General features: G+C 57.9%; 18 protein-coding genes. 8 read left to right on the top strand and 10 right to left on the bottom strand.

Going from position 1 to position 24,735, the window contains the following annotated elements; genetic code table 11:
- Window positions 1–22 precede the first annotated feature (22 nt).
- Window positions 23–916, top strand: a complete 894-nt coding sequence (locus M2305_RS12845; RefSeq protein ID WP_264649564.1) for a LysR family transcriptional regulator — start codon at window positions 23–25, stop codon at window positions 914–916.
- 164 nt (window positions 917–1,080) lie between these two features.
- Here M2305_RS12845 and M2305_RS12840 read toward each other — a convergent pair whose 3' ends face one another.
- The gene (locus tag M2305_RS12840; protein ID WP_264649563.1) at window positions 1,081–2,442 is read right to left on the bottom strand and encodes an MFS transporter; all 1,362 of its coding nucleotides are present in this window, start codon (window positions 2,440–2,442) and stop codon (window positions 1,081–1,083) included.
- Between the two features lie 182 nt (window positions 2,443–2,624).
- Between M2305_RS12840 and M2305_RS12835 the strand changes: the two genes are divergently transcribed.
- The gene (locus M2305_RS12835; RefSeq protein WP_456306139.1) at window positions 2,625–3,161 is read left to right on the top strand and encodes a TetR family transcriptional regulator; all 537 of its coding nucleotides are present in this window, start codon (window positions 2,625–2,627) and stop codon (window positions 3,159–3,161) included.
- 203 nt (window positions 3,162–3,364) lie between these two features.
- On the opposite strand, the gene M2305_RS12830 is transcribed toward M2305_RS12835, so the two are convergent.
- Entirely contained in the window at window positions 3,365–4,126 is a 762-nt protein-coding gene (locus M2305_RS12830) for an SDR family NAD(P)-dependent oxidoreductase (RefSeq protein WP_264649561.1), read from the bottom strand.
- 100 nt (window positions 4,127–4,226) lie between these two features.
- Between M2305_RS12830 and M2305_RS12825 the strand changes: the two genes are divergently transcribed.
- Window positions 4,227–5,126, top strand: coding sequence for a LysR family transcriptional regulator (locus M2305_RS12825; protein WP_264649560.1), 900 nt, complete (start codon window positions 4,227–4,229; stop codon window positions 5,124–5,126).
- Window positions 5,127–5,132: 6 nt separating this feature from the next.
- Here the strand turns inward: M2305_RS12825 and M2305_RS12820 are convergent, their stop codons facing one another.
- Window positions 5,133–5,768, bottom strand: a complete 636-nt coding sequence (locus M2305_RS12820; RefSeq protein ID WP_264649559.1) for a LysE family translocator — start codon at window positions 5,766–5,768, stop codon at window positions 5,133–5,135.
- A 204-nt stretch (window positions 5,769–5,972) separates the two neighbouring features.
- On the opposite strand from M2305_RS12820, the gene M2305_RS12815 reads away from it, so the two are divergent.
- Window positions 5,973–6,431, top strand: coding sequence for an Lrp/AsnC family transcriptional regulator (locus M2305_RS12815; RefSeq protein WP_264649558.1), 459 nt, complete (start codon window positions 5,973–5,975; stop codon window positions 6,429–6,431).
- A gap of 60 nt (window positions 6,432–6,491) precedes the next feature.
- Here the strand turns inward: M2305_RS12815 and M2305_RS12810 are convergent, their stop codons facing one another.
- The gene (locus M2305_RS12810) at window positions 6,492–7,367 is read right to left on the bottom strand and encodes a LysR substrate-binding domain-containing protein (protein WP_264649557.1); all 876 of its coding nucleotides are present in this window, start codon (window positions 7,365–7,367) and stop codon (window positions 6,492–6,494) included.
- A gap of 179 nt (window positions 7,368–7,546) precedes the next feature.
- Between M2305_RS12810 and M2305_RS12805 the strand changes: the two genes are divergently transcribed.
- Window positions 7,547–9,097 carry an MFS transporter gene (locus M2305_RS12805; protein ID WP_264649556.1) on the top strand — a complete coding sequence of 517 codons (1,551 nt, stop codon included), beginning with the start codon at window positions 7,547–7,549 and terminating at the stop codon, window positions 9,095–9,097.
- A 304-nt stretch (window positions 9,098–9,401) separates the two neighbouring features.
- Here the strand turns inward: M2305_RS12805 and mazF are convergent, their stop codons facing one another.
- Both mazF and M2305_RS12795 read right to left on the bottom strand, forming a co-directional pair.
- Window positions 9,402–9,731 carry an endoribonuclease MazF gene (mazF, locus tag M2305_RS12800; protein ID WP_003618720.1) on the bottom strand — a complete coding sequence of 110 codons (330 nt, stop codon included), beginning with the start codon at window positions 9,729–9,731 and terminating at the stop codon, window positions 9,402–9,404.
- A complete protein-coding gene (locus M2305_RS12795; RefSeq protein ID WP_264649555.1) occupies window positions 9,732–9,974 on the bottom strand; it encodes an AbrB/MazE/SpoVT family DNA-binding domain-containing protein in 243 nt (80 codons plus the stop codon).
- Window positions 9,975–10,443: 469 nt separating this feature from the next.
- Between M2305_RS12795 and M2305_RS12790 the strand changes: the two genes are divergently transcribed.
- From M2305_RS12790 to M2305_RS12780, 3 genes are read left to right on the top strand one after another with little or no spacing between them, the layout of a single operon-like run.
- Window positions 10,444–11,238, top strand: coding sequence for an ImuA family protein (locus M2305_RS12790; protein ID WP_264649554.1), 795 nt, complete (start codon window positions 10,444–10,446; stop codon window positions 11,236–11,238).
- On the top strand, window positions 11,123–12,676 hold the full coding sequence (locus M2305_RS12785; RefSeq protein WP_264649553.1) for a Y-family DNA polymerase: 1,554 nt from the start codon (window positions 11,123–11,125) through the stop codon (window positions 12,674–12,676). Before M2305_RS12790 ends, M2305_RS12785 begins: the two co-directional genes overlap by 116 nt.
- Window positions 12,649–15,849 (top strand): error-prone DNA polymerase, encoded by a 3,201-nt coding sequence (locus M2305_RS12780; protein ID WP_264649552.1) that lies wholly within the window; start codon window positions 12,649–12,651, stop codon window positions 15,847–15,849. Before M2305_RS12785 ends, M2305_RS12780 begins: the two co-directional genes overlap by 28 nt.
- 93 nt (window positions 15,850–15,942) lie before the next feature.
- Here the strand turns inward: M2305_RS12780 and M2305_RS12775 are convergent, their stop codons facing one another.
- The 4 genes from M2305_RS12775 to M2305_RS12760 are packed head-to-tail and all read right to left on the bottom strand — an operon-like array spanning window position 15,943 to window position 24,735.
- Window positions 15,943–18,372, bottom strand: coding sequence for an ABC transporter permease (locus tag M2305_RS12775; protein WP_264649551.1), 2,430 nt, complete (start codon window positions 18,370–18,372; stop codon window positions 15,943–15,945).
- 17 nt (window positions 18,373–18,389) lie between these two features.
- On the bottom strand, window positions 18,390–19,802 hold the full coding sequence (locus M2305_RS12770; protein WP_264649550.1) for a TolC family outer membrane protein: 1,413 nt from the start codon (window positions 19,800–19,802) through the stop codon (window positions 18,390–18,392).
- A 38-nt stretch (window positions 19,803–19,840) separates the two neighbouring features.
- Window positions 19,841–22,273 (bottom strand): ABC transporter permease, encoded by a 2,433-nt coding sequence (locus M2305_RS12765; protein WP_264649549.1) that lies wholly within the window; start codon window positions 22,271–22,273, stop codon window positions 19,841–19,843.
- A 5-nt stretch (window positions 22,274–22,278) separates the two neighbouring features.
- On the bottom strand, window positions 22,279–24,735 hold the full coding sequence (locus M2305_RS12760; protein WP_264649548.1) for an ABC transporter permease: 2,457 nt from the start codon (window positions 24,733–24,735) through the stop codon (window positions 22,279–22,281).

Genomic DNA, 24,735 nt, shown 5'->3' with positions numbered 1-24,735 from the left:
GCCCTAGTAGCAGAGATTATCAATGCGTCCGGATCAGCTTGGCGACCTCGCCGTCTTCGCTGCGATCGCCTCCGACCGCAGCTTCACGCGTGCCGCGAGGCGGCTCGGCGTTACACAGTCGTCGTTGAGCCAAACCATGAAGCGGCTGGAGGGCCAACTCGGTTTTCGCCTGCTCTCGCGCACGACACGCAGCGTCGCCCCGACCGCGGCCGGCGAGCGCCTGCTCGCCACCCTCTCGCCAGCACTGGCCGAGTTGGACGACGAGATCGAAACGCTGTCGCAGACACGCGGGGCAGCGATCGGCACCGTCCGGATCACGACGGGCAAACACGCCGCGGACACCGTGCTATGGCCGATGCTCCCGACCTTCATGCGCCTCCACCCCGGCATTGAGGTGGTGGTATGCGTGGAGGGCGGGATGACCGATGTCGTGGCGGGCCGTTACGACGCAGGCATCCGGCTCGGCGAGCGACTGGAAAAGGACATGATCGCGCTGGCGGTCGGGCCTCCGCTTCGCGTCGCGGTCGTCGCCGCTCCGAGCTATCTGCGCGACCATCCGATGCCGATGGAGCCCGCCGACCTCACGGCGCATCGTTGTGTCGCCTACCGCAACGCGCATGGCGACCTGTCTCCCTGGTCGTTCGAGCGCGGCGGCCATGCGGTGACGGTGGCGCCGGGACGCGGGCCGGTGTTCAACGACGCCGACCTGCTGGTGGCTGCCACCCTTGAGGGTTTCGGCATCCTCTACATTCTGGAGGATCTGGTGGCGGCGCCGATTGCCGATGGCCGTCTCACCCGCCTGCTGGAGCCGTGGTGCGAGCCTTTCGCAGGCTACCACCTCTATTACCCCGATCGGCAGGGGACGACGGCCTTCGAACTGTTCAAGGAGACGCTTCGAGCAAACCGGGCCGCATAAAGGGTGGGCCAGGCATCGGCGTCGATTCTCGAAACTCGATCGTTTTTCCGGAAAGCGGAGCATTTGGCTGTGGCACCTTTCGGCATCGGTTCGCCCGAAAGCCACCCGTCCACCAACCCTCTATAACGCGCATGTAAAACCTGACCTTGGCAGAAAGCCTGTGTCTATCGACCTGCCTCATACCGAACAGCCCGACGCGAAACACTCAGCACCGCTCCGAGAAGCGCAAATCCGGTGGCCAGCTCAAGGCAATGCACGGCCCCACCGCTACCTTGAGAAACGCCAAAGACCAGGGCCACCAATGCCGAGCCAAGTGCCCAGCCCATTGTGCGTGCAACAGCCAGCATGCCACTTGCGGCGCCACTCCGGGTTGCCGGGCCTGAGGTCATGACCGTCAGATTATTCGGCGTCTGATAAAACCCGAAACCAATACCGCAAAGCGCCATTCGCCACGCAACATTCCAGAAATCCGGGTGCGCCGGCATGACGCTCAGCGTGGCTAACCCGATGGCCAAAATCGACAGACCGATGCTGCTCAAAAGAGACGCAGGGTGCCGGGTAGCCAGACGGCCAGCAAAAGGGGCAGCCGCTGCCACGAGTAGTGGCCAGGGCGTCACAAACAGACCTGTCGCAACAGCTGACTGATGCATGACCGTCTGGAAAAGAAACGGCAGCGCGACATAGGCCAGAATTTGTGCCGCATAAGCACAGATGGAAGTCAGAATTGACAGCGAAAACAGCGGAATAGCCAGCAGATCAAGAGGCAGCATAGGCGCCTTCTGCCGTTTCTGCTGTCTATAAAGAAGAACGGTGCAGAGCAAACCCGTTCCGATCTCGATCACCGCCAGCTCGCGTTCCTTCTGCCCAAGCGCATCAACGCCCAAAATGCCCAGCCCCAGCGCCCCTACGTTCAGCAACGCTCCGACCCAGTCGAACGAGAGCGGGGTGCGGGGGCTCGCAGGGGCTGCGCGCAGAAAAAGCGCAACAGCCATTACACCAATCGGAACGTTGATCAGAAACAGCCAGGGCCACGTCGCAACAGCCAGAACCGCCGCCGCCAGAGTAGGTCCAACTGCGGCTGAAATCGCAACCGCGAGGGCGATGATGGCAAAAGCCTGATGCAGCATGGTTCTGGGGTACACACTGCGCACAAGAGCACCACTCAACGCAGCCATACACGCTGCCCCGAGCCCCTGAACAACACGGGCCCCGAGGAGAACACCAAGAGAGCCAGAAAGGGCACAGGCGAGCGACGCTGCGGTAAATAGCATCATCCCGAACCCGTAAACCCGTTTAAGGCCTAGTGACTCCGCCAAGGCCGCGGCGGGCAAGAGACTGACGGCAACCGTCAGATGATAGACATTGACGATCCAGACCGTCAGGGTCTCGCTACAGTTAAGGTCGCGTGAGATTGTCGGGAGGGCGATATTGGCAATCGCTCCGTCCAGTCCCCCCAGAACAATGCCGAGCACGGCGCAGAGCATGACCAGACGACGCTGCGTGTCGGAAACAGGGGGGACGGGCATAAAATATTCCAGTAACTTAATTCTGATAGAGCGGTCTTGTGCCCTGCCTTCAAAATATCAATACTTCGCCTTCTCCGACAATTCGCGTTTCCGGACCCCTTATGCCAGAACCGTTTCCTGTTTCATATTTACAGAGAAAACAGCCAAAACAGGCACGATCCACAAGGCTGGTTGAAACGATTTTGACAGCAGCCAGTCGCGTTTTGGAAGAGGAGGGCGTAGAGCGTTTCACGACCGCGCGGGTGGCAGAATGTGCCGGGATCAGCATAGGGTCGCTCTACCAGTATTTTCCCAGCAAGGCTGCAATTCTGTATCGCCTGCAAACCGATGAATGGCGCGACACGGCGGAACTGACGCGCTCAATCCTTCAGGATCGCGCCCATCCTCCCTTTACTCGGCTGCGAAAGCTGGTGCATGCCTTTTTGCATTCAGAATGTAATGAAGCCGAGATGCGAACGGCTTTGTATGCTGCTGCCCCCTTCTTTTGTCAGACTGCAATTGCACAGAAAAAAGACAGCGACATCGGCCGGTTTCTAAACGATGCGTTTCCTGAGATCCCTGCGGCTGGTCGGGCTCTTGCCGCGGAACTGATTGAGGTTACTCTCAAGAGAGTCGGAGAGTCATTTTCCGAGACGTCGCGCAACGCTCAGGACATTATTGAGTATTCGGATGCCATGGCTGATATGTTCGAAGCCTACCTGAAGCAGCTTTGTCCGTAACGGTCTTTTCGAAGGTCTTTTCCTGCGGCCCCGTTTGTGCCGCGAAAGCGGGGATGAGCAGGGAAACTGTTGCATTGGGAAAGTGGGCGCTTCTTTTATCTAGATATCTCAAGAAGATAAAAAGAAGACAGCCCATCCTCCGAACAACTACGGGTTCGAAGAGCCGCTGTTTGATGTCAGGCGCAGCAGAGAGTGACGGATGTTCAGATAGCCTGTCCGCCCGAAACTTCAATTCGCTGCGCGTTGACCCATCGATTCTCCTCAGACAGTAGCGAGGCGATCATTGGTCCGATGTCGTCTGGAAGTCCGACACGACCAAGAGCGGTAATGCCCGCGATGTGATGGGCAACCTCCGGATTGTCTCGAACCATTCCGTCCGAAAAGTCTGTTTGTATGGCCCCGGGTGCTACCGTATTGACCGCAATACGGCGCGATCCCAGTTCCTTGGCCATGTAGTGGGTCATGACTTCCACTGCTCCCTTCATGGATGCATAAGGGAGCCAGCCAGGATAGGCGAACCGCGTCAGTCCGGATGAGATGTTTATGATCCGGCCACCGTCTGTGATCTGGGAAAGCAGGGTCTGAGTCAGGAAGAGTGGGCCTTTGACGTGAATTCGGTAGGCATCATCAAGTGCATCCTCCGTTATCTCGCCGAGAAGGCCGCTGTGGGATGTGCCCGCCATGTTGACCAGATAGTTAAAGCCCTCGACACCCCATTCGGTCAGGACACGCTGGATCTCCTGAGCAAAAGCGGGAAATGCGCGGGTATCGCTTGTATCCAGCTGTAAAGCCACAGCGCGGGCTCCGCTGCGCGCAACGCTGCCAACCACATCATCGGCGGCGCTTTTATTGGAATGATAGGTGAAAATCGATGCGACGCCTCGTCGGGCAAGTGCCTCGACGGTGGAACGACCAAGCCCCCGGCTTCCTCCGGTGACGATGGCGACGGTATTCACTGCACGCATAATAGCCTCCTGTTGATAGCCGGGCCAATGTGAAGAAAGACCGCAGTTCCGATAAGATCGCTCTTTCAGGCAGTATTGTTTTAGGTAATGGAACAATTTTATGGACAGGCTCGCCACTCTCGACCTTTTTGTACGCATTATTGATCGCGGCAGTTTCAGTGCGGCAGCCGCCGCGTGTGGCATTTCCCGCCCTGTCGCGAGCGCCGCAATCAAGGCTCTGGAGCAAAGGCTGGGCACCCGGCTTCTCCAGCGCTCCACCCGACATGTCGAGCCAACGATGGAGGGGGCAGCTTACTATCGCCGTTGCGTTGCCATTCTCGCAGATCTTGAGGATGCAGACCGCAGTGCGAGTGGCGTTATTGCCGGTAAGCTGCGCCTGGATGTGGTCGGTCATCTTGCGCGCAAAGTAATATTGCCCGCACTTCCAGGCTTCCTTGAGCAGCATCCGGCGTTGATCATGGATCTGGGAGAAGGAGAGCGGTTCGTCGATCTGGTGCGCGAAGGGGTAGACTGCGTTGTACGGGCCGGGAGGCTCACCGACAGCGACATGGTGGTTCGCTCTCTGGGCCTTCTGGAAGAAATCACCGTTGCCAGTCCGGAGTATCTGGCGCGACATGGAACTCCCGCCACACCTGATACTCTTGAAGGGCATCAGATGATCGGCTTCGTGTCGTCGCGGACCGGCCATCCGTTACCGCTTGAGTTTACACATGAGGGCAGGGTGATCGAGAGGGAGCTTCCTGCGCGGCTTCTGGTCAGAGGCGCTGATACCAATGCAGCGGCTGCCCGGCTTGGTTTTGGCCTGACACAGGCACCGCGCTACGGTCTGGATGAAGACCTTGCAAAGGGTACGCTTGTCGAGATTCTGGCAGATTTTCCTCCCACCCCAACACCGCTTTCAGTCCTTTATCCGAGCAACCGACAGCTTTCTCCACGTGTCCGGGTCTTTGTTGACTGGTTACTGGAAATCATTGGACCAGGACTGCGGCTGCAAAGATGAATGACATCACGTCCATGAAGAAGAAATCTTCATAAGGCGTTCTGCGAGAAGAAGACATCCAAGCGCAATCATGATTGTTCCAGAAGCATAGCCTGTAATTCTGGAAGCCATGGGTCTCTCCCGTAAGACGCTGCGTGCTCCAAAACCAACTGCAAGATAGATCATGACACAGTTGACGATATGAATGGTGCCCAGAACCGCGATTTGAAGGAAAACGGGCCATGCGCCTGCCAGAGTTGTAAATTGCGGGAGAAGCGCGAGAAAAAACAAAAGAGCCTTTGGGTTAAGGCCGCTAATGGCAAACCCCTTGGTAATCCATCGCCTTGTGCCTGTTTCCTGATCGTCCCCCTCCTTGGGCAACGGGGGATTACGCAAAAGAGATATTCCAAGCTTTATCAGGTAAGCCGCACCTGCAAACGTCAGGATCGTGATGGCAAGTTGAACGCTCACCACAAGGGCACCGATACCTCCCGCAACCAGGCAGGTGATGGCAAGGTAACCCAGAAACAATCCGAAAACCGCAGGAATGACTGCTGCCTGGCTACGTATGCCAGCTGAAATGACATAAGCCCAGTCGGCGCCAGGGGTGGCGGCAAGAGCGATGGAGACCGCCCAAAAGGCAAGAAGTATATGAAGGCTCACAGGCGCGATCTCACGCTTCTGGCGAATTCATGCAGCACCCTCATCTTCCGTTCTTTCATCTTTTAGGCACGCTCCGTGCCGCGTTCAGGCGGTCATGGGACAGGCAGAATAGCGAAATCACGACGGTGCAGGGTTGCGTATGTGCTTCTGGATCCCTGTCAAATTGGCATATAATTGTGAGATACTGTTCAGGATTGATATGATATGCCAATGACCCTTGATGCGATTGATAGGCGGATTCTTCGTGTTCTTCAGCAAGACGGCCGCTGTCCCAACAATGAGCTTGCCAGACGGGTGGGACTTTCTCCCTCACCATGCCTGCGACGCGTCCGTATTCTGGAAGAAAATGGCGTCATTGACGGATATGGTGCGGTCGTGGATCCCGGAAAACTCGGATATGGAGTGACGGCTTTCGTCAGGATATGGCTGACAGGAGAAGATGAAAGACAGTCCGAGCATTTCGTTAACGAAATTGGGAAACTGTCACATGTGATCGAAGCTCATGTCCTGGCAGGAGACTGCGATTTCCTGTTGCGGGTCGTGGCTGAAGATCTTTCAGGCCTGAGACGGTTTCAGAGCGAGTGTCTCGCCCGGATCAAAGGTGTCCGTAGCATGAAGACTGATATCCCGCTTCTAAGGGTCAAGAAGGTAGGCTTGCCATAAGGCTGCGGTTTGTTCTGACCTGCTCGTGATTGTCTGCATCAGGGATTCCTCACCGTCTCTTCACACAACAGATATCTGAATCTGGGTGATGAAATTCCGGACAGCCGGGGCTACTTCATCAATCCGGAAGATCGCCGCAACCTCCGAGACAATGGGTTCGCCAGAGATATCGCGGAAAATAATCCCCGGCAGCGTGACAACGGTCCGCATCGCGCTTGGAATGACGGAAACACCCTTTCCGATTGAGACCTGCGTCAGGACGGCCAGAAGACTTCCCGATGTCGAGACAATTCTCGGCGTGAATTGTCCCCGGCTGGCAACCTGAAGTGTTCCGAACTTCTGCTCAGGCATTACGAACGAGGCTGTCGATAAAGCGTCAGGCGCAATGGGTTTTTGGGTGTCGCCCAGATCTTCAGACGCAGAGACGGCCAGGCAGAAATGATCCCGGATCAGCACGTGATGGCCGACAGAAGGTGGCAGCGTTATGGGCAGACGGATGAAACCGATATCGACCTCCCCTCCGGCAACAAGAGACGGAAGCCCGTCCATCGCAAATTCGCGCGCATTCAGACAGACACCAGGATAGTTCCGGGCGAACTGACCCATCTGCGTTTGCAACGTCCCGGTATAGGCGGCAGATCCGACATACCCGATTTCTATGCGTCCCAGTTCACCCCGACCGGCACGACGGCCAGCCTGTTCAGCATGATCAAACTGCTTGAGAACCCGATGGGCCTCGGCCAAGAATACTTCGCCTGCAGAAGTCAGCGCAACGGAACGTTTTGTTCGAACCAGCAGTTGCGCCGACAATGTCCGCTCAATCTCCTGGATCTGTACCGTCAGGGTTGGCGGGGCAATGTTCAATCGTTCTGCCGCTCGCGCGAAGTGAAGCTCTTCAGCCAGGGTGACGAAATACCGGAGATGTCTGAGTTCCATTTCGGATTCCGGATATTATTAGGTAATACCTAATAATATCAAAAATCATGCAAAATGACGACAATAAACGCAGCCGGTAGCCTGGGGACATGCTGATCTCCAGGAAGATTTTTCATGATGAAACCAGATAGAGTATCCACCCGGATTGTAATGGCCACCCGTCGTGCTGGAGGGGACCTATGAGGGGGCGAGGGGGCCCGATACGGCCCCTCAATCCGCTTTTCGTCCTTCTGACCGCATCGACCGGCTGCGCTCTGACGGTTCTCGATACCAACATGGTCGCAATCGTCCTGCCGACAATTGCACGCGAATTCCAGGCCAGTTTTGCAGACGTCGAATGGGTGATCAGCACCTATGTACTCTGTTTTGCATCCCTGCTTCTGCCTGCAGGAGCTATTGCCGATCGGTACGGACGCCGCCGCATTTACCTGAGTGGCATCTTTGCATTTGCGGCGACCTCGCTGCTCTGCGGCCTTGCTCCGTCTGCAAAGGCCCTTTACATCGCCCGCGCCTTGCAGGGAGTCAGTGCGGCCTTTCTGCTGGCGCCGGCACTGGCAATCATTGGTCACACATTTCACGATCCGGCTGAACGGAACCGGGCCTGGGCCGTCTGGGGAAGTATCATGGGGCTTACGATGGTGCTTGCCCCGGTATCAGGCGGGGTTATCGCGTCTGCGCTTGGCTGGAGATGGGCTTTTTACATCAATGTCCCGATCTGCCTTCTTCTTGCCTGGTCGGTCACTGTCTTTGTCAGGGAAACGAAGGACACGGATGCACGTAGCCTTGATCCGGCCGGAATTGTGCTTTTTGCATCTTTCATGTTCGGAATGACATGGGGCATGATCAATGGACAGGCACATGGCTGGGGATCGTGGCATGCCATCAGCGGCTTTCTCGGAGGCGGGATCGCTCTGGGCATTTTTGTGGCTGTTGAACGGGCACAGACCCGTCCCATGCTGGATCTGAAACTGTTTTCCAATCCTCGCTTCCTTGGAGGAGTGTGGGCAATGTTCGCCTATGCCGCGTCAGCGCAGGTGATGGCTTCAATGCTTCCCCTGTTTCTTCAGAATGGACTGGGCCGCTCAGCGTTGCAGGCCGGCCTGTCCATGCTGCCTTTCGCTCTTGCGATGCTGATCTTTCCACACGTTGGAAGGATGGTCGAACGTTGCATCTCGTCACATGGCGTCCTGGTGACCGGTCTGGGGTTTGTGGCGGCCGGAAATGCTCTTACGGCGTGGGGTGCAGCCCTGTCTTCCTGGCCGGTTGTTATGAGCGGAATGGTCGTTCTCGGAAGTGGGGGTGGTCTTCTCAACGGCGAGACGCAGAAGGCGATCATGAGCACTGTTCCTCGGGAACGGTCGGGGATGGCTTCGGGGATCAGTACCACCTCGCGCTTTTCCGGTATTCTCTTGGGCTTTGCCATGCTCAGCGGGATCCTGGCGACAACGGTCAGAAGCAGGATTGTGGCTTTGGGCTGCGGAGAGGGATGTGGGCATCCTCTGGAATTTGCTGATGCTATCGTCGCAGGAGATCTGTCCGATGCACTCGCCGGACTGGGAAACGGCTCTCGCAATCTGGCTATCAAAAAGGCCCATCATGCCTTCGCTGATGGTTTTTCAATTACCCTTCTGGTCGCAGCAGCCTTCGCATTGTTCTCGTCTATCCTGGTGTATGCGCTGATGCGACCGCGCAAGGTAAGTGCTCCGCATAAGGCAGAGGTATCCGGTTAGCTGAGGGAACTGGACCTCTGGAAAATCACCTTTCGGAGCCGCAACTCTTCTCGACAGCCTTCCCATCGTACAATGGATGCTGGCCGATCATGGATAATGACGCTGACTGTTTCAGAGATGCTCTGGAGGAAAGAGGGATAAGGTCTGGCAAACATATCGGGAAAATCGTCATTACCCTATCGGACTGATCCACGCGATGGTGGTTCTGCTATGGCATGATGGCTGTCTTGGCATGATTTTGTCAGTCTGACGTGTCCAGTTCCGCGTTCAGATGAACCATAGCCGAACCGTCAGCTTCCCCCAGTCACCCGACGAGTAGTCTTGTTCGTTCGCGCACCGCTTCCAGTTCTCTTTCGGAGACCCGACCTTTATGCTTTGCTCGTCTGGCGCGCCAATCAAGACTGCGAACCTGATCAGAGAGAACCACGCTTGTCGGCTCTCCTGTCAAAGGCACTTCAAAGGGATACCCTTTGATTTTTGTCGTTGTCGGGCAACAAACAATCATACCAGATTTTTTGTTGTAACTAACTGGGGAAAGCACCACAGCCGGGCGATGCCCAGATTGTTCACGCCCTGCCTGAGGATCAAACTCTAGCCAGACGATGTCTCCGCAATCTGGCACCCATGCTGACATTTACCAGATCTCTCCGCCAATTTCAGGCCCAAAACTCACTTCACCGTGACGGTTATCATCCGTGATGGCGGCAGTCAGGGTGTCCAGCGAAAGGACAGCAGAGTGAACCGGTTGAATGATGATACGCCCATCTTCTTCCCGGACATCAACAGTCTGATTGATCTGTAGGTGAACCGCTTCAAGGATATTGGCTGGTAGACGGATGGCAGCGCTGTTCCCCCATTTGCGAACGGTCCCATGCATTGGATCTCTCCTTTGTGTATCTACATTGTAGATACACCTTCGGCCACTTCTGTTTCAAGCTAAAAGTAGCCAATGTCCGCTTCCAATGAGCCGGGTATGCAAACCGGACCTTCCGCTTTCCCCTCATAGCGGATATTACATGTTGCTTCTGGTGAGGTCGGGAAGCTCAAAGATCCATCCAGATAAAGCCCCTGAAGCCTTTGCCTCAGGCTGCCAATGTTGTCATGGCAGCGTCGGCTGTGCGCATGTGAATTCTCCCCTAGGTTTCACACTGGGGGGGGGAAATGAGGAGGAAGAATCCTCTACCTTCAAGTCTTTACGTCACCTCCCGGAATTTGCCTGAGCAACGAGTGGGGAACCATCCTACCTGTCAGGTGCAAATTGGCATTGACTTGCGCAACCACATAAGAACAAAACAGGAACATACAACCTTAAAATTCTGTTAGACAAGGAGCGACGGACCTGTGCAATGAGTGCTTCTCCCGACATGAAACCAGCGCTGGAGACGTTGCGTGCGGCCATCAGTCGTCTGGAAGGTCATACGAACCGGCGTCGGTCTGTGCTGCCCTTTGGCGTGAAGGAGATCGACAGTCGTCTGCCAGGGGGAGGGCTCGCGCTGGGGGCTCTCCATGAAGTGGCTGGTGGCGGCAATGATGCGCTGCATGGTGCGGCAGCTGGACAGTTCGTCGCCGGGATCGCGGCCCGGACACGCGGCAAAGTGTTGTGGATCGTCACCCGCCAGGATGTGTTTGGTCCCGCGCTTAAACAGGCCGGATTGTCCGGTCGAAGGGTCATCTATGTCGAGGCCGCTTCGGAGGCTGACGTTCTGGCGTGTTTCGAGGAGGGGCTGCGGCATGGTGGTCTTGGGGCCGTGGTCGCAGATGTAGCGCGTCTGTCGATGACGGCGTCCCGTCGCCTGCAACTGGCGGCTGAAACATCTGGCGCGCTTGGCCTCGCGATCCGGCGCTGGCGCCGTCAGACCGAGGCCGCCGATTTTGGTCAGCCGACGGCCAGTGCCACGCGCTGGCGGGTGTCCGTATTGCCCTCGGTTGGGTTGCCGGTGCCGGGAGTGGGTCGGCCCCGCTGGTTGCTGGAACTGATCCGTGCCCGTGCGGGCGAATGTGCTGATTTTGAAGTGGAGGCCTGCGATGCCAAAGGGAGGCTCGCCTACAGTCGTTGTCTCGCGGGTGGTCTCGCTCTACCTGCCGCTCTGGCCAACAGACCGGATCAGGAAGCGGCTGGGGCACGACGCGCCCGCGCCTGATCTCCCTCTGGCGCTGGTAGGGCGGGATGGGCGTCGTCGCGTTGTGCTGTCGGCTGACCTGGCGGCCCGCAGGCTGGGTCTGCGTCCTGGCACGCCGGTCGCCAAGGCGCAGGCGCTCTATCCTGATCTGGTCTTCATGGATGCCGATCCCGACGGCGACCGGCAGGGGCTGGAAAAGCTGGCCTTGTGGTTCCAGCACCGGATTTCTCCTCTCGTCGCAACCGATCCACCAGATGGCCTAATTCTAAACACCACGGGAGCCGACCATCTTCATGGTGGCGAGCGTGCCATGCTCACGGACATGATCCATCGTCTGTCCAGTTCCGGCTTCAGAGCAAAAGCGGCCATAGCCGAGACGTGGGGCGCCGGTCATGCGCTCGCCCGTTATGGACAGGCGTCGCTGACTGTTGTGCCCCAGGGCGACGTGGCTTCTGCCCTTTCTGACTTGCCCATTGAAGCCCTGCGTCTACCTCCCACGAGTGTCGAGGGACTAATGGCGCTAGGCGTGTCGCGTATTGGCCCGCTCGCTGCGATGCCGCGTGCCCCGCTGACACTGCGTTTTGGCCCCGACATAGCCCGCAGACTGGATCAGGCCTTCGGTCGCGTGAGTGAGGCCATCATCCCGATCCGGCCCGTTGACCCGGTGCAGGTGGTGCGAAACTTTGCCGAGCCGATCGCGGCAGCGGAGACCATCGCCCGCTATATCAGCAAGCTGGTTCCTGTGCTGTGTGAAAAGCTGGACGAGCGCGGGCAGGGTGTGCGGCATCTTGATCTGCTATTGCACCGTGTCGACCGCCGCACCGAAGCTGTCCGCGTTGCCACGGCGACGCCGGTGCGGGACGTCAAGCGCCTGACCCGGCTGCTGTGCGAGAAGATCGAGACCATCGATCCCGGTTTCGGCATTGAGCGTATGGTGCTGATTGCCTCGCTGGCCGAGCCGATGGACCGGCGCCAGACCGTCTCCTCCCTGATCGAAGAGGAAGAAAGCGATGTTTCCGACCTGATCGACACGCTGGCCAATCGGGTCGGCACCCATGCGCTTTATCGGTTTGCCGCAGTGGAGAGCGATCTCCCCGAAAGGTCTTTCTGCCGCGTGCCGGCTCTTGCCCCGGAAGAGGCAAAGGATTGGCCCGATCACTGGCCACGTCCGACACGTCTGCTGCCGCGTCCCGAACCGGTGCAGGCCATGGCAGAACTCCCCGACCAGCCGCCGTTGTTCTTCATCTGGCGTGGCGTTCGGCGCAAGATAAAATGCGCGGATGGCCCGGAACGTGTTTTCGGGGAGTGGTGGAAGGATGACACCGAACTGACCATCGCCCGGGATTATTTCCGGGTGGAGGACACGAGCGGCGAACGGTTCTGGCTCTATCGCGCGGGTGATGGTGAGCATGGCGAGACCGGATCGCAGGCATGGTTTCTGCATGGCATTTTCGGGTGACGTCCCCGGCACCTCCTTATGCCGAGTTACAGGTCACAACGTATTTCTCGTTCCTGCGCGGGGCCTCATCGCCCATCGAGTTGTTCGAGGAGGCAAAAGCGCTTGGGATTGAGGCGCTCGGGATCTGCGACCGCAATTCTCTGGCAGGCATGGTGCAGGCCCATGTCGCGGCAAAAGCGGCCGGAATCCGACTGGTCGTCGGCTGTCGCCTCGACTTTGCTGATTTTCCGTCGGTGCTGGCCTATCCGACCCACCGCGCCGCTTATGGACGGTTGTGTCGGCTGCTTACCATAGGCAAGGCCCGCGCCGGGAAGGGTAAGTGCCATCTGGTCTGGGAGGATCTGGTTCACTGGGGTGAGGGGCTGCTTGTCATCCTGATTCCAGACACGGCTGATGACGCATGCGCCCTGCATCTGCGCAAGCTGAAAGACACCTTTGCCGATCGCGCTTTCATGGCGCTGACGCTGCTCCGGCGTCCCAATGACCAGATGCGGATTTATGAACTGGCGAACCTGGCGCATCAGGCAAGAGTGCCGACAGTCGTAACCAATGACGTGCTGTTTCATGCCTATGACCGGCGCATCCTGCAGGATGTCGTCACCTGCATCCGGCACAACACCACCATCGACGACGCCGGGTTTGCCCGTGAGCGCCATGCGGACCGCTACCTGAAACCGCCTGAAGAAATGGCCCGACTGTTCAGCCGGTATCCGGAAGCTGTGGCGCGGTCCGTGACTATCCTGGAACGCTGCAGATTCAGCCTTGATGATCTGGCCTATCAGTATCCGGATGAAGTCTCTGTTCCGGGCCAGACGCCGCAGCAGGCCCTTGAAGCCCTGACCTGGGAAGGGGCGGACAATTTCTATCCCGAGGGGATACCTGAAGCGGTTCGCAGGAGCCTTCATCATGAACTCGCTCTGATCGCGCGCATGGATTACGCACCTTACTTTCTGACGGTGCACAGTATCGTCCGTTACGCCCGTTCCCGGGGCATTCTGTGTCAGGGGCGGGGTTCGGCCGCCAATAGTGCCGTTTGCTATGTGCTGGGTGTCACGGCCATCGATCCGGCCCGGAACAACCTATTGTTCGAGCGCTTCATCAGCGAGGAGAGACGCGAGCCACCGGATATCGACGTGGACTTCGAACATGCGCGCCGGGAGGAGGTCCTCCAGTGGGTTTACAGTCACTATGGCCGGGACCGCGCAGCCCTGACGGCCGTCGTGACGCGTTATCGCGCCAAGGGTGCGTTGCGGGATGTCGGCAAGGTCATGGGATTGCCTGAAGATCTGATCCGTACGCTCTCCGGGCAGATCTGGGGTTGGGGACGAAAGCTGGAAACAGACACGCTGACGGACACCGGCATCGATCTCTCCGACCGCCGCGTCCGTCTGACCCTGGATCTGGCCCGCTGCCTGATGGGCGTGCCACGCCATCTTTCCCAGCATCCCGGTGGCTTCGTGCTGACCCATGACCGGCTGGATGAACTGGTCCCGGTGGAGCCCGCGGCCATGGAGAACCGGCAGATCATCGAGTGGGACAAGGATGATATTGATGTCCTGAAATTCATGAAGGTCGACTGTCTGGCGCTGGGGATGCTGACCTGTATGAAGAAAGGGCTCGACCTTCTGGCCGAACACAAAGGTCAGCATTTCACGCTTGCGACCATTCCTGCCGAGGATCCGCGCACGTATGCAATGATCCGCAAGGCGGATACGATCGGGGTGTTTCAGATCGAGAGCCGGGCGCAGATGTCGATGCTACCGCGTCTCAAGCCTCGCGTTTTCTATGATCTGGTCATTGAAGTTGCGATCGTGCGGCCTGGTCCCATTCAGGGGGATATGGTCCATCCTTATCTGAGACGACGCGAGGGGCTTGAATCAGAAGACTATCCGACACCTGAACTGGAGAAGGTTCTGAAAAAGACCCTTGGCATCCCGCTGTTTCAGGAGCAGGCGATGCAGGTCGCGATGGTCTGTGCGGGATTTTCAGCCAGCGAGGCGGATCAGCTGCGCCGCGCCATGGCGACGTTCAAGAATACTGGAACTGTCTCCCAGTTTCAGGCCCGGTTGGTCGAGGGCATGAAGGAGAAAGGTTACCAGGAAGAGTTTGCCGAACGGATTTACCAGCAGCTTGAGGGCTTTGGGTCTTACGGCTTCCCGGAGAGCCACGCGGCAAGTTTCGCAATCCTGGCTTATTCTTCCTCATGGATGAAATGCAGACATCCCGATGTGTTTCTGGCGTCCCTGCTCAATTCCCAGCCGATGGGGTTTTATGCACCGGCCCAGCTTGTGCGGGACGCGCGCGAGCATGGCGTTGAGATCAGGCCAATCTGTATCAATGCGTCACGATGGGACAGTACGCTTGAAGGGCCGGAGACAGGAGAGGGCAGATTTGCTGTCCGACTGGGCATGAGCCTGGTGAAAGGGCTTGCCAATGATGAAGCCGCGCGGATCGTTATCGCGCGGGGTGCAAAACCGTTCATATCGGTAGACGATCTGTGGCGTCGGGCCGGGGTAAAGGCAGCCTCGTTGACGCATCTTGCGGAAGCGGATGCTTTCAGGCCGGCTTTCGGTCTCGCACGACGTGAGGCGCTTTGGGCTATCAGAGCCCTGCGTGACGAGCCCTTGCCGCTGTTTGCTGCGGCCATGGTGGAACGCGAGGCAGAGGAACCCGATGTGTTGCTCCGGCCCATGCGGGAAGGAGCCGAAGTGACACGCGATTACAACCGGACCGGTCTTAGCCTACGGGACCATCCACTCGCCTTCCTGCGCAGCGATTTGTCCGAACAGGGCATTGTATCCTGCCGACAGGCGCTGGACGCAAAGGACGGACGCCGACTGACGGCAGCAGGGCTTGTGCTGGTGCGGCAGCGTCCGGGCTCCGCTGACGGTGTGGTCTTCCTTACTCTGGAAGATGAAACCGCTGCGCTGAATGTCATTGTCTGGCCAGACATGTTCGAGAAACACCGCCGCGTGGTGCTATCCAGCCAGATGCTGGGCGTAAAGGGTCGTCTTCAGAAAGAAGGCGAGGTCGTGCATCTCGTCGCCCGCGAAATCATCGATTTTTCTTCGCTTCTGGCCGATGTCGGAAACCGTTCTCTGCGCAGCGTTGGCAGAGAGCGGCAGGAAACACAGTCCGAAAAGATCATCGTGACATCACGAAATTTCCACTGACTGATACAGACATGTGACAATTCCCGGATGCCCTGAAAATAGGGCTTGTTCTTCCATGTTGCGATCAACAGTGAGGCGATTTGTTTAAGGTTCTCATCTGGCCTGATGCAGAGAGCGTGCAGGAGACAGTGTCGCGATACGTCGGGCCTGGGCGATGATTGTCAGAACGGCGATAGAAAGCGCGACTGTCGTGACTGCGAAGAACGGCATCGGCGTGAGACTGATCCGGTCGTTGAATGACGATAGCCAGATCCGCATCAGCACCCAGGCTGTAGGCCAAGCGACAAAACTTGAAAAAACAACCGGCCGGAGAAACTGGATGAGCAGAAGCCAAAGGACATCCTGGGTTCGGGCCCCAAGAACCTTGCGTATCCCAATCTCCTGTCTGCGGCGCGAGACGTTAAAGGCGGAAAGTCCGTAGAGCCCGAGACACGCGATGCCAATGGCTACCGCAGAACCGATACCAAACAGGGCACCGTGACTTTCATCCCGCCGATAATCGTCCGCAAAGATGTCAGATGCGGTTTGCGCTGAGAAAGCCACATCAGGCGCAACTTCAGCCCATGCCCTGGCGAGGCGGTCCATTTCAATCTGAGTGGATGTTCCACTGTAGCGGACCAAGCCGCCAATATAGGAAAACGAGCCGGATGCGCCCATAAAAAGTAATGGCCTCAGGGGAGCATTCGCCGAGCGGACCCGGATATCATCAATGACTCCGACGACATGGTAAGTCTGAGGGGCACCGCTTTCCTGAACATCTTTTCCAACAGCATCCTGGGGCGAGGAAAATCCAAAGCGCTCAGCCGCAAGGCGCGTCAGAATGACGCTGGTGCCATTTCCCGCTGCACGTGGATCGACCGGGTAGTCCTGCCCATGATGGCTATCGAAAAAACGCCCTGCAAGCAGGTGCGCACCGATCGCGTCGAAGTACCCGTCGGTCGCACGGCCCCAGTTCATCGCGTGCTTTTCAGGATGCCCTGCAAGCAGCCAATCGTCGTTATTAAGGGTGTTGTGAGGGTAAATATCCGAGCGTGTCGCAATACGCACACCCGGAACCTGTGCCAGCCGCGTTATGATGTCGCTTTGTCGACTGACGAGTGAGGCATCATTCAGCGATGGAATGACGATGAGGCCGTCCTGCTTCATGCCGCGATCCAGCATTCTGATGTGACGTGCCTGGAGTCCCATGACGAGGCTGCAAATCGCAAGCGTCATGGCAAAGCTGAACTGGAGTACGACCAGAAGAACGCGCAGTCTGCTTTCAATCCGACCGCCAGCCGGTGTCTTGCTTGCTGCCAGTACGGCAGCCGGACGAAAACCGGAGATAATCAGCGCAGGATAAAAACCTGCAAGTGTGCCGGCCCCCAGAACGACGAGCGCGTTAACGGACAGTACAAATACCCAGTCCATCGAGAGGGCCCAACCACCCCACAGATTGACCCAGTGCAGCGCCAGCTCCGTAAACACTGATCCGAGAACAGCGGCCATCATGACCATCACGTAGGCTTCGGTCATGAACTGCGCAATCAGGCGCAGCCGCGTTGCTCCCAGCACTTTTCGGACAGCGACTTCACGGGCCCGCAGGGCAGAGCGTGCCGTAGCCAGATTAACATAATTAATGAGGGCTGTTGCCAGAGCAGCCAGTCCGATCAGACCAAGGATACGCACAAGAGCACGGCTGTTTCCACCTTCTCCAATGGCAGCCGCGTGGAAATGGAGGTCTTGCAGTGGCACCAGCTCCAGTCCTCCGCCACCGAATATTTCCTGAAGCAGATCCTTCGTCCAGTTGCCAGGATGCTGGTAGGGATAATGCGCCAATCCAGCTTGGATGCGCGGAATAGCACGTGGATCGTCGACCCGAACCCAGAGTGTTCCCCACATAGACCCCCAGTTTGTGAAGGCATATTTTGAGAGCCAGCTTGTCGGAATGACCTCGATGAGATCGAACCCCATCGTCTGGTTCGGAGGCTGCGGCGCCAGAATGCCGCTTACGATCGCTTCCGTCTGACCATTATCGATCCGCAGGCGCTTTCCCAAAGCCTGTTCGGTCCCGAAATATTTACGCGCCATATCCGTCGAAATCACGACCTTCCCCGGACCGTCCAGCGCGGTAGAGCTATCTCCGGCGAGGAGCGGCAATTTGAAGACGGAAAAGAAAGCGGGGTCCGTCAGCGTTACTTTTTCCTGTGACAGAGTCAGCCCCGCCCGAACAACCAGCGGTTCTTGCAGCATCCGTATGGCTGCTCCAATCTCGGGAAAATCCTGCTTAAGGAAGGGAAAAGGCACAAAACTGACGTCATCGCTTTCGGACGGCGCATGACCGGCAGATCGAAATACCTCGTTCAGAACATAAATGTGGGAAACATTAGGAACGCTGGCGTCGTAGCTGTTTTCGTAACGTACGATCAGTGCCATCGTAAGGAACACTGCAATGCCGAGTGCGAGGCCCGCCAGATTGAGAAATGTATAGCGTTTCTGACCGGTAAGAGTGCGCCAGGTGGCTCTGAGAGTATCGGCGAACATAATCAGGTTCTCCTTTCTTACCAGCCAGCCTTGTCGATAGCGGAGATTGGCGCCTGAAGAGGCTCCCAGCCGCGTGTCCGCGCATGCTGAAGTTTTGCCGCAGCGTCATAATGAGGCATTCCGGGTAGAAGATCCCCACTCTGAAGCCGTCCCATCGCGGCGAGGAGCGTTGCTTCTGCGACGATGGTATCATGACGACTGCTGGCGAGTTCCACCTGGGCTGACCGCAGGTTCTGATCGGCATAGAGGACGTCGGTCGTGCTCCGCAGACCGTAGCCATATTCGATCTGGTATCCCTTGAGAGACGTCTCACCGGATTTGACTTCGGCAATCCCGGCACTGATAGCCTGTAATCCGTTTTCAACGGCATGCCAGTTGGTTGCCACGTCCTGAAGCGCGGTCCGCCGCGCGAGTTCAATGTTCTCGCGGGCCTGTTCATCTATGTTGCGAGCCTGCCGGATCTGGGAATTGTACAGATCTCCGTTGTAGAGGGGCTGGACGAGTTGCACGACGCCAGTCACCTGTTCGCCATACTGTCCACCCCGGAACGGTGAGGCGGGACCGATCGTTCCGAAAGTGCCCTGAACCTGAATTTGTGGCCCCCACTGTGACCGGGCGGTGTCGATGTCGGCAGACGTGGCTTTCTTTGTTTCCTGCATCTGGGCGAGGTGTGGATTAAGTATAAGCGCAGTTTTCAGCGCCTGATCGAGCGTTGCAGGCAGGCCCGGCAGGCTGTCTGGCATTGTGAGTTCACTGGGATCTGCGCCAATAACTGCGCGAAACTGGGCCACGGATGCGGCAAGCGTGGCCTGAGCCTGTGTAACGGCAACCTCTGCTGACCGTCGGCGCGTCTCCGCCTGCTCGACATCGGTGCGCGTGACCTGCTCGGAGGGCTGTCCGCCGAGATTGTAACGCGAGGTTGTCAACTGGACCTGCCTTGTCAGCATCTCCAGATCTGCCCGACGGACGTCGAGGATGTTTCGGTCTCGCAATACATTCATGTAGGCCGTGACGACATTGGTAAAGACCTGCGCCTCAATGAGCCTCAACTGATGCTGTTCCGCTTGAGAACGGGCGTCCGCTGCACGGACCTGATTGGCGACATGGCCGAATGAATAGAGCGTCTGCTTGGCCGATACATAACCTTCAGCAGAGTTGGACGTATAGGAGCCAAGCGCAAAGGCGCTGGTGTATGGACCCTGTTGATAGGAAGCGTCCATGTTGAGCTGAACGGTGGGCCTCCAGCCTGATCTGGCTTGCGCTGAGTTTTCGGTAATGGCGCGCTGATTGGCCTGCTCACCCCGCAGTGTCGGATTGCTTCGGCAGGCGAGAGCCAAAGCCTCCTGCAACGTTTGAGCATCTGCAAGGACTGGGAAAGCGGCCATGGACGCGACCAGCAGGGCAAGAACGAGGGGCGTGCTGTGTCTCATGATCGGGCAGGGTCCTGAGTGGTGAGGAGAGCAGCGGTTCATGAAGAGCCCAGAGCGATGGCCGGTGCACTGCGGGCACCGCGGCGGATCTGGAACAAAGTGGTGAGAACCGCGAGCGCGAGTACGATCAGGGCAGTCAGGGTGAAATAGAGCGGAGAAAGGCTGATCCGGCGGTCAAACCCGGACAGCCAGTTACGCATCACCCACCAGGCAACCGGCCAGGCGACGATGTTCGCAATCATGACGGGCCGCAGGAACTGAAGGATCAAAAGGCGTGTCACCTGTTGGGCTGTTGCGCCAAGCACTTTACGGACCCCGATTTCGAATAATCTGCGGCGGACATTGAACACGGCGATGCCGTAGAGCCCGACGCAGGAAATGGAGAGGGTTACAAAGGAGGCGACAATCATCAGCATTCCGCGCTGGTGTTCTGGCCTGACATCCTCATCAATGATGTCACCGACACTGCGCAGATTAAGCGCGCTTTCCGGATAGACCTGCTTCCAGATCGTAGCGATTGCTGCTCGCGTTGTGTTTTCAGGAGCGTTTCTGTAGCGGACAGAGAGTACGCCGTACCCAATCGGTCCTGATATGGCATAGTAAAGCGCAGGTGTGACGCTGGCCCGACTGTCCTTGAAACGCATATCGGCAATGACGCCGATGATCGTCTGGATATCCTTTCCATGCAATGTAATCGGCGTTCCGATGGCACTTGCATCATTAGCGAACCCAAGCGCTCGCACTGCCGATTCATTGATGACGACATTATGTGCGCCAAAGCTCCATGTCTGCCTTATGAGAAAGCTGTCGAATGGGGCCGCGGGCATGGGGCGGCTGTCGTAATCATGAGAGCTGTCAAACAGGCGCCCGGCGAGAAGATGTGCCCCCCAGATTGGAAGCGTCGAAGATTCTGTTCCGATCACAGCCAGTATGGCAGGCGTTGCATTTCCTGGTCGCGTTATGTCGAAGGTTATACTTGCGCTACCTCCACCGGGTGCATCGTCCGAAACCGTAGCGCCAGTGACGCCTGGAAGGTCACGTACAAGATCGCTCAATCGCTGCTGGCGCAGACGCTCGGTCGGATCATTCGGCAAATGGCTTACGAGAAGCCCGGATTGATGGAACCCACGGTCCATGGTCTCGAGCAGGTGCGTCTGGCGCAAGATGACCAGCGTGCAGATTGTCAGTGTCACAGCGAAGGAGAACTGAACGATGGTCAGACCTTCGCGCAGGCGGCTCCCTAGGCGACCGCTTCCTGGCAGGCGGGCAGACGAGAGAACCGTAGCCGGCCGGAAGCGTGAGAGAACCCATGACGGATAGGCTCCTGCGCAGGCCCCTCCGATGACGGCCGTAATGATGAGGAGGGGCACTGCAAAGCCAAAATCGAGCCGGATGGGCCAGCCACTCAGCGTAGTGATCCAGGGCAGGGTCAGTTCAGTCAGGGCGAGGGCGACAAAGGCCGCGATCAATGCCAGCCCGATGGCTTCTGCCGTAAACGACAGTCCCAGCGTCAAGACCGTCGCTCCCAGCACCTTGCGCATCGCGACTTCACGGGCCCGGGTTGCCGCAAGAGCCGTGGACAGTGTGACGAAGTTAACCAGCCCTGCGCCGAGTGCCAGCAGACCAACGATGCCGAGGATCACTGGCAGGCGTTTGTCAGTCCCTCGCATTCCAATGGTGGCGTCGAAGAAGTGCAGACTGGTGAGAGCACGCTCGCGGACAACATATTTTTTAGCGTCTTGTTCCGACAGCCCTGCGGCATGTCGCTGTACGAGACCTTGGAGAAGGGTGGGGAATTGAGATGCGACCGATGGCGAGACCCGCAGCCAGATTTCAGATGTGGCCATTGGCCAGAGATCATTGATGTGCAGGGCTGCCTCCGAAGAGGGAACAATGATGTCAAATCGTGGTGTAGTATTCGGGGGAGGTTCCTTCAGAACGCCCGTGACATGCAGTCTGTGAGCCTGCCCTTTCTGGGTCAGGTCGAGTGTTTTTCCAAGAATGCTATGGTCGGTCCCGAAGAAACGGAGGGCTTCTGCCTGTGAGATGACCACGCCGTCTGGGACCAGAGCCGTTGCGGGGTCTCCTTCCAGAAGCGGCAGGGCAAAGACATCGAACAGATGCGGGTCGGTGCGCGCAATGAAGACGTCCCAGGCGTTTTCATTGACGCGAATGGTCGCTCCGGAAAAGCCTCGCAGGACGGCGGTCGCGTTCCAGTCCGGATGTTCGGCGCGTAGTGCGTCGATCAGGCGGATGCTGGAGACGGAAGCCTCACTGTCATCGAACGCGTCCAGCCGGTAAATGTCCGCAGCGTGTGGAATCCAGCGGTCAAAGCTGAATTCGTAACGCACGATCAGGGCCAACGTGAGAAACGTTGCCATACCGAGTGCCATGCCAAGCACGTTCAGTGTTGTGAACAGACGGCGCTGGACGATGCCGCGCCAGAAAACCAGGGCGATGTGGGACAGCATGACGCTTACTCCGCTCTGAGCGCACGGGCCGGTTCGGCGCGAGCGAGACGTAGTGTTTGTCCAAGGACGGTGAGGGCAGCGATGGCGGTGGTTCCGCTGACGACAATCGCGAAATCGAGCCATGAGACGGCGATCCGCTGATGGAAGCCTGAAAGCCAGGACTGCACCACGAGCCAAGCCGGGACAGCGGCGAGGGCGCAGGCGACAAGCACGGGGCGCAGGAAATCACGCAACATGAGCGTGAGGACCTTCTGGCTCGTCGCCCCCAAAGCCTTGCGGATGCCGACTTCATGCGTTCTGCGAAGTGCAATAAAGGACGCAAGCCCATACAGTCCAAGGCATGCAATAGTGACGGCAATTCCTGAGGCAATGGAGAACAGCCAGCCGCGTCTCTGTTCCGTGATGTAGAACGTGGACATACGTTCCTGAACTGTCTCGAAGCTGGAAGGGGCATCCGGGAAAACCTGATCCCATGCCGACTTGAGACGTGTTCTCATGATGTTCTCAGAGGCACCAGAAAAGCGGACCGATGCGTGCGGATAGCTCTGAGGCGCGGTGGAATAGAACGTGATCTGGGGGGAGACGTCTTCGCGTGCGGAAATGAAACGCATGTCTTCGGTCACGCCGATGACCCGTAACGTGACACCTCCGCCCTTGACCAAAGCACCAACAGCGCTTTCAGGCGTGACAAACCCCAGTCGGGACAGGGCGGTACGGTTGAGGACCACGTTCCAGGTTTTACCTGGCGCCTTATAGAATGCATCGTCCCCGGGGCTGTCGTCTTGACCGTGGCTGCTGTCAAACCAGCGCCCGGCAAGCAGGCGAGGACGATACGTCATGGCATAGTCGCCAACGATCGTATCTCCGAGAACGTGAATGTCTCCGCTATGCGAGCCAACGGGTGTGACATCAAATCGGTGACGATTGTCGATATTCGGGGTGAGTTCGGAGAGACATGTGGACACCACGCCAGGGGTGTGACGCAGGGCTTCGATGAGGGCGCGCTGCTTTCCGGAATCATTCGCCATGTCGCCGGAACTGATAAGCACGCCTTCACGTGCGAAGCCCAGATCCAGCGCCTGCATGAAATTGGCCTGCCGGTTCACCACGAGCGTACAGATCGCGAAGGCCACGGCGAATGTGAACTGTATGATGACGAGCCCATTCCGCAGACGCGCCGCGCTGCGCCCGCCGGACGGCATCCGGGTTGCGGCAAGGACGTGTGCCGGTTGGTAGGACGAAAGAATGATCGCCGGGTAGAGGCCACAGGCAAGGCCAGTCAGCAATACGACGCCGAAAAGGAAGGGAAGCGTAAAGCCATAGTCCATATGCAGGGTCGTACCGGTGAGGGCAGCCGTGAAAGGGAGGGCAACTTCACACAGGGCGAGCGCGAGTGCGCCCCCCACGGCGGTATTGACTATGGCTTCCCCTACGAACTGGACGAACAGTACCATTCGCGTGGCGCCCAGTGTCTTACGGATAGCCACCTCTCGCGCACGCAGACCAGCCCGCGCCGTTGCGAGATTAACGGCGTTGAAAACGGCGAGCAGGAGCGCCAGAGCACCGATCAGTTCGAGAATATTGACGACCGATCGGTCGGTTGCCTCATCTCCACCAATGACCTGTAGATCGTGAAAATGCGTTTCGCGCAGGCTGACCAGTGAAAGGCCGAAGTGACGTTCGGGATGGACACCTTCGCTCTTATCGTCATTCGCATCTCCGGATGCGTGATCGATCACAAACCGGGTCATGTTTTGTGAGATTACACTGCGATCGACGGTATGATGTACCCGTATGAAAATATCGCCTGCACTGGAGCCCCAGCGTGTGAATTGCGGTTTTTCCATCTCGTAGGCGGGAATGGGAGTTACAGCGTCAGGTCTAATCGTCACGGGCCCGCTTGGATGTGCGAGTACGCCCGTTACCGTCTGGCTGACGCGGTGGCCTTCATGGTCTGTCGTGATGATGCGTCCGAGCACATCCGTCGTGCCAAACAGGGCCTGTGCCGTATTGGCTGAAAGGACGATCGCGTCCGGCCGGGTTAACGCCGTACGTGCATTGCCGCGTTCGAGCTTCAGAGTGATGACATTGAAAAAAGATGGATCGACCATAGCAGTGTCGGCCGTGACCCTGCGATCGCCTGCACGAAGCTGATAATCCGCTGTTTCATAGCGTGTCGTGGCAAGGATCTGAGGGAAGTCCGTATGCAGGAACGGAAACGCGATGAACGGCACATCGGCGTTCTCCTGAGGGGCGTTTCCGGGATTCATGTGATGAGCGTCAAGGCGCAGAACATTCGCAGCGTCAGGAATGGATGCGTTGAAGCTGTATTCATACCGAACCTGCAACGTCAGAACGAGACAGACCGCCATACCGAGCCCCAGCCCGATCACGTTGAGAGCCAGATAAAGAGGCTGACGGCGGGCCTGACGGACGATATTGCGCAAGATGGTAATGAGCAT

Source organism: Gluconobacter cerinus, from assembly GCF_025961355.1.
GTDB classification, from domain to species: domain Bacteria; phylum Pseudomonadota; class Alphaproteobacteria; order Acetobacterales; family Acetobacteraceae; genus Gluconobacter; species Gluconobacter cerinus.
The sequence above is the reverse complement of the archived record's forward strand: the minus strand, read 5'-3'. Positions and strand labels throughout refer to the sequence as shown.

Coding starts and splice junctions, on each gene's coding strand:
- M2305_RS12805 (WP_264649556.1), top strand. CDS start 7,547: ATGAGGGGGCGAGGGGGCCCGATACGGCCCCTCAATCCGCTTTTCGTC.
- M2305_RS12790 (WP_264649554.1), top strand. CDS start 10,444: ATGAGTGCTTCTCCCGACATGAAACCAGCGCTGGAGACGTTGCGTGCG.
- M2305_RS12785 (WP_264649553.1), top strand. CDS start 11,123: ATGCCAAAGGGAGGCTCGCCTACAGTCGTTGTCTCGCGGGTGGTCTCG.
- M2305_RS12780 (WP_264649552.1), top strand. CDS start 12,649: ATGGTTTCTGCATGGCATTTTCGGGTGACGTCCCCGGCACCTCCTTAT.
- M2305_RS12765 (WP_264649549.1), bottom strand. CDS start 22,273: ATGCTGTCCCACATCGCCCTGGTTTTCTGGCGCGGCATCGTCCAGCGC.
- M2305_RS12770 (WP_264649550.1), bottom strand. CDS start 19,802: ATGAGACACAGCACGCCCCTCGTTCTTGCCCTGCTGGTCGCGTCCATG.
- mazF (WP_003618720.1), bottom strand. CDS start 9,731: ATGTCAGCATGGGTGCCAGATTGCGGAGACATCGTCTGGCTAGAGTTT.
- M2305_RS12845 (WP_264649564.1), top strand. CDS start 23: ATGCGTCCGGATCAGCTTGGCGACCTCGCCGTCTTCGCTGCGATCGCC.
- M2305_RS12830 (WP_264649561.1), bottom strand. CDS start 4,126: ATGCGTGCAGTGAATACCGTCGCCATCGTCACCGGAGGAAGCCGGGGG.
- M2305_RS12810 (WP_264649557.1), bottom strand. CDS start 7,367: ATGGAACTCAGACATCTCCGGTATTTCGTCACCCTGGCTGAAGAGCTT.
- M2305_RS12795 (WP_264649555.1), bottom strand. CDS start 9,974: ATGCATGGGACCGTTCGCAAATGGGGGAACAGCGCTGCCATCCGTCTA.
- M2305_RS12775 (WP_264649551.1), bottom strand. CDS start 18,372: ATGTTCGCCGATACTCTCAGAGCCACCTGGCGCACTCTTACCGGTCAG.
- M2305_RS12760 (WP_264649548.1), bottom strand. CDS start 24,735: ATGCTCATTACCATCTTGCGCAATATCGTCCGTCAGGCCCGCCGTCAG.
- M2305_RS12815 (WP_264649558.1), top strand. CDS start 5,973: ATGCCAATGACCCTTGATGCGATTGATAGGCGGATTCTTCGTGTTCTT.
- M2305_RS12825 (WP_264649560.1), top strand. CDS start 4,227: ATGGACAGGCTCGCCACTCTCGACCTTTTTGTACGCATTATTGATCGC.
- M2305_RS12840 (WP_264649563.1), bottom strand. CDS start 2,442: ATGCCCGTCCCCCCTGTTTCCGACACGCAGCGTCGTCTGGTCATGCTC.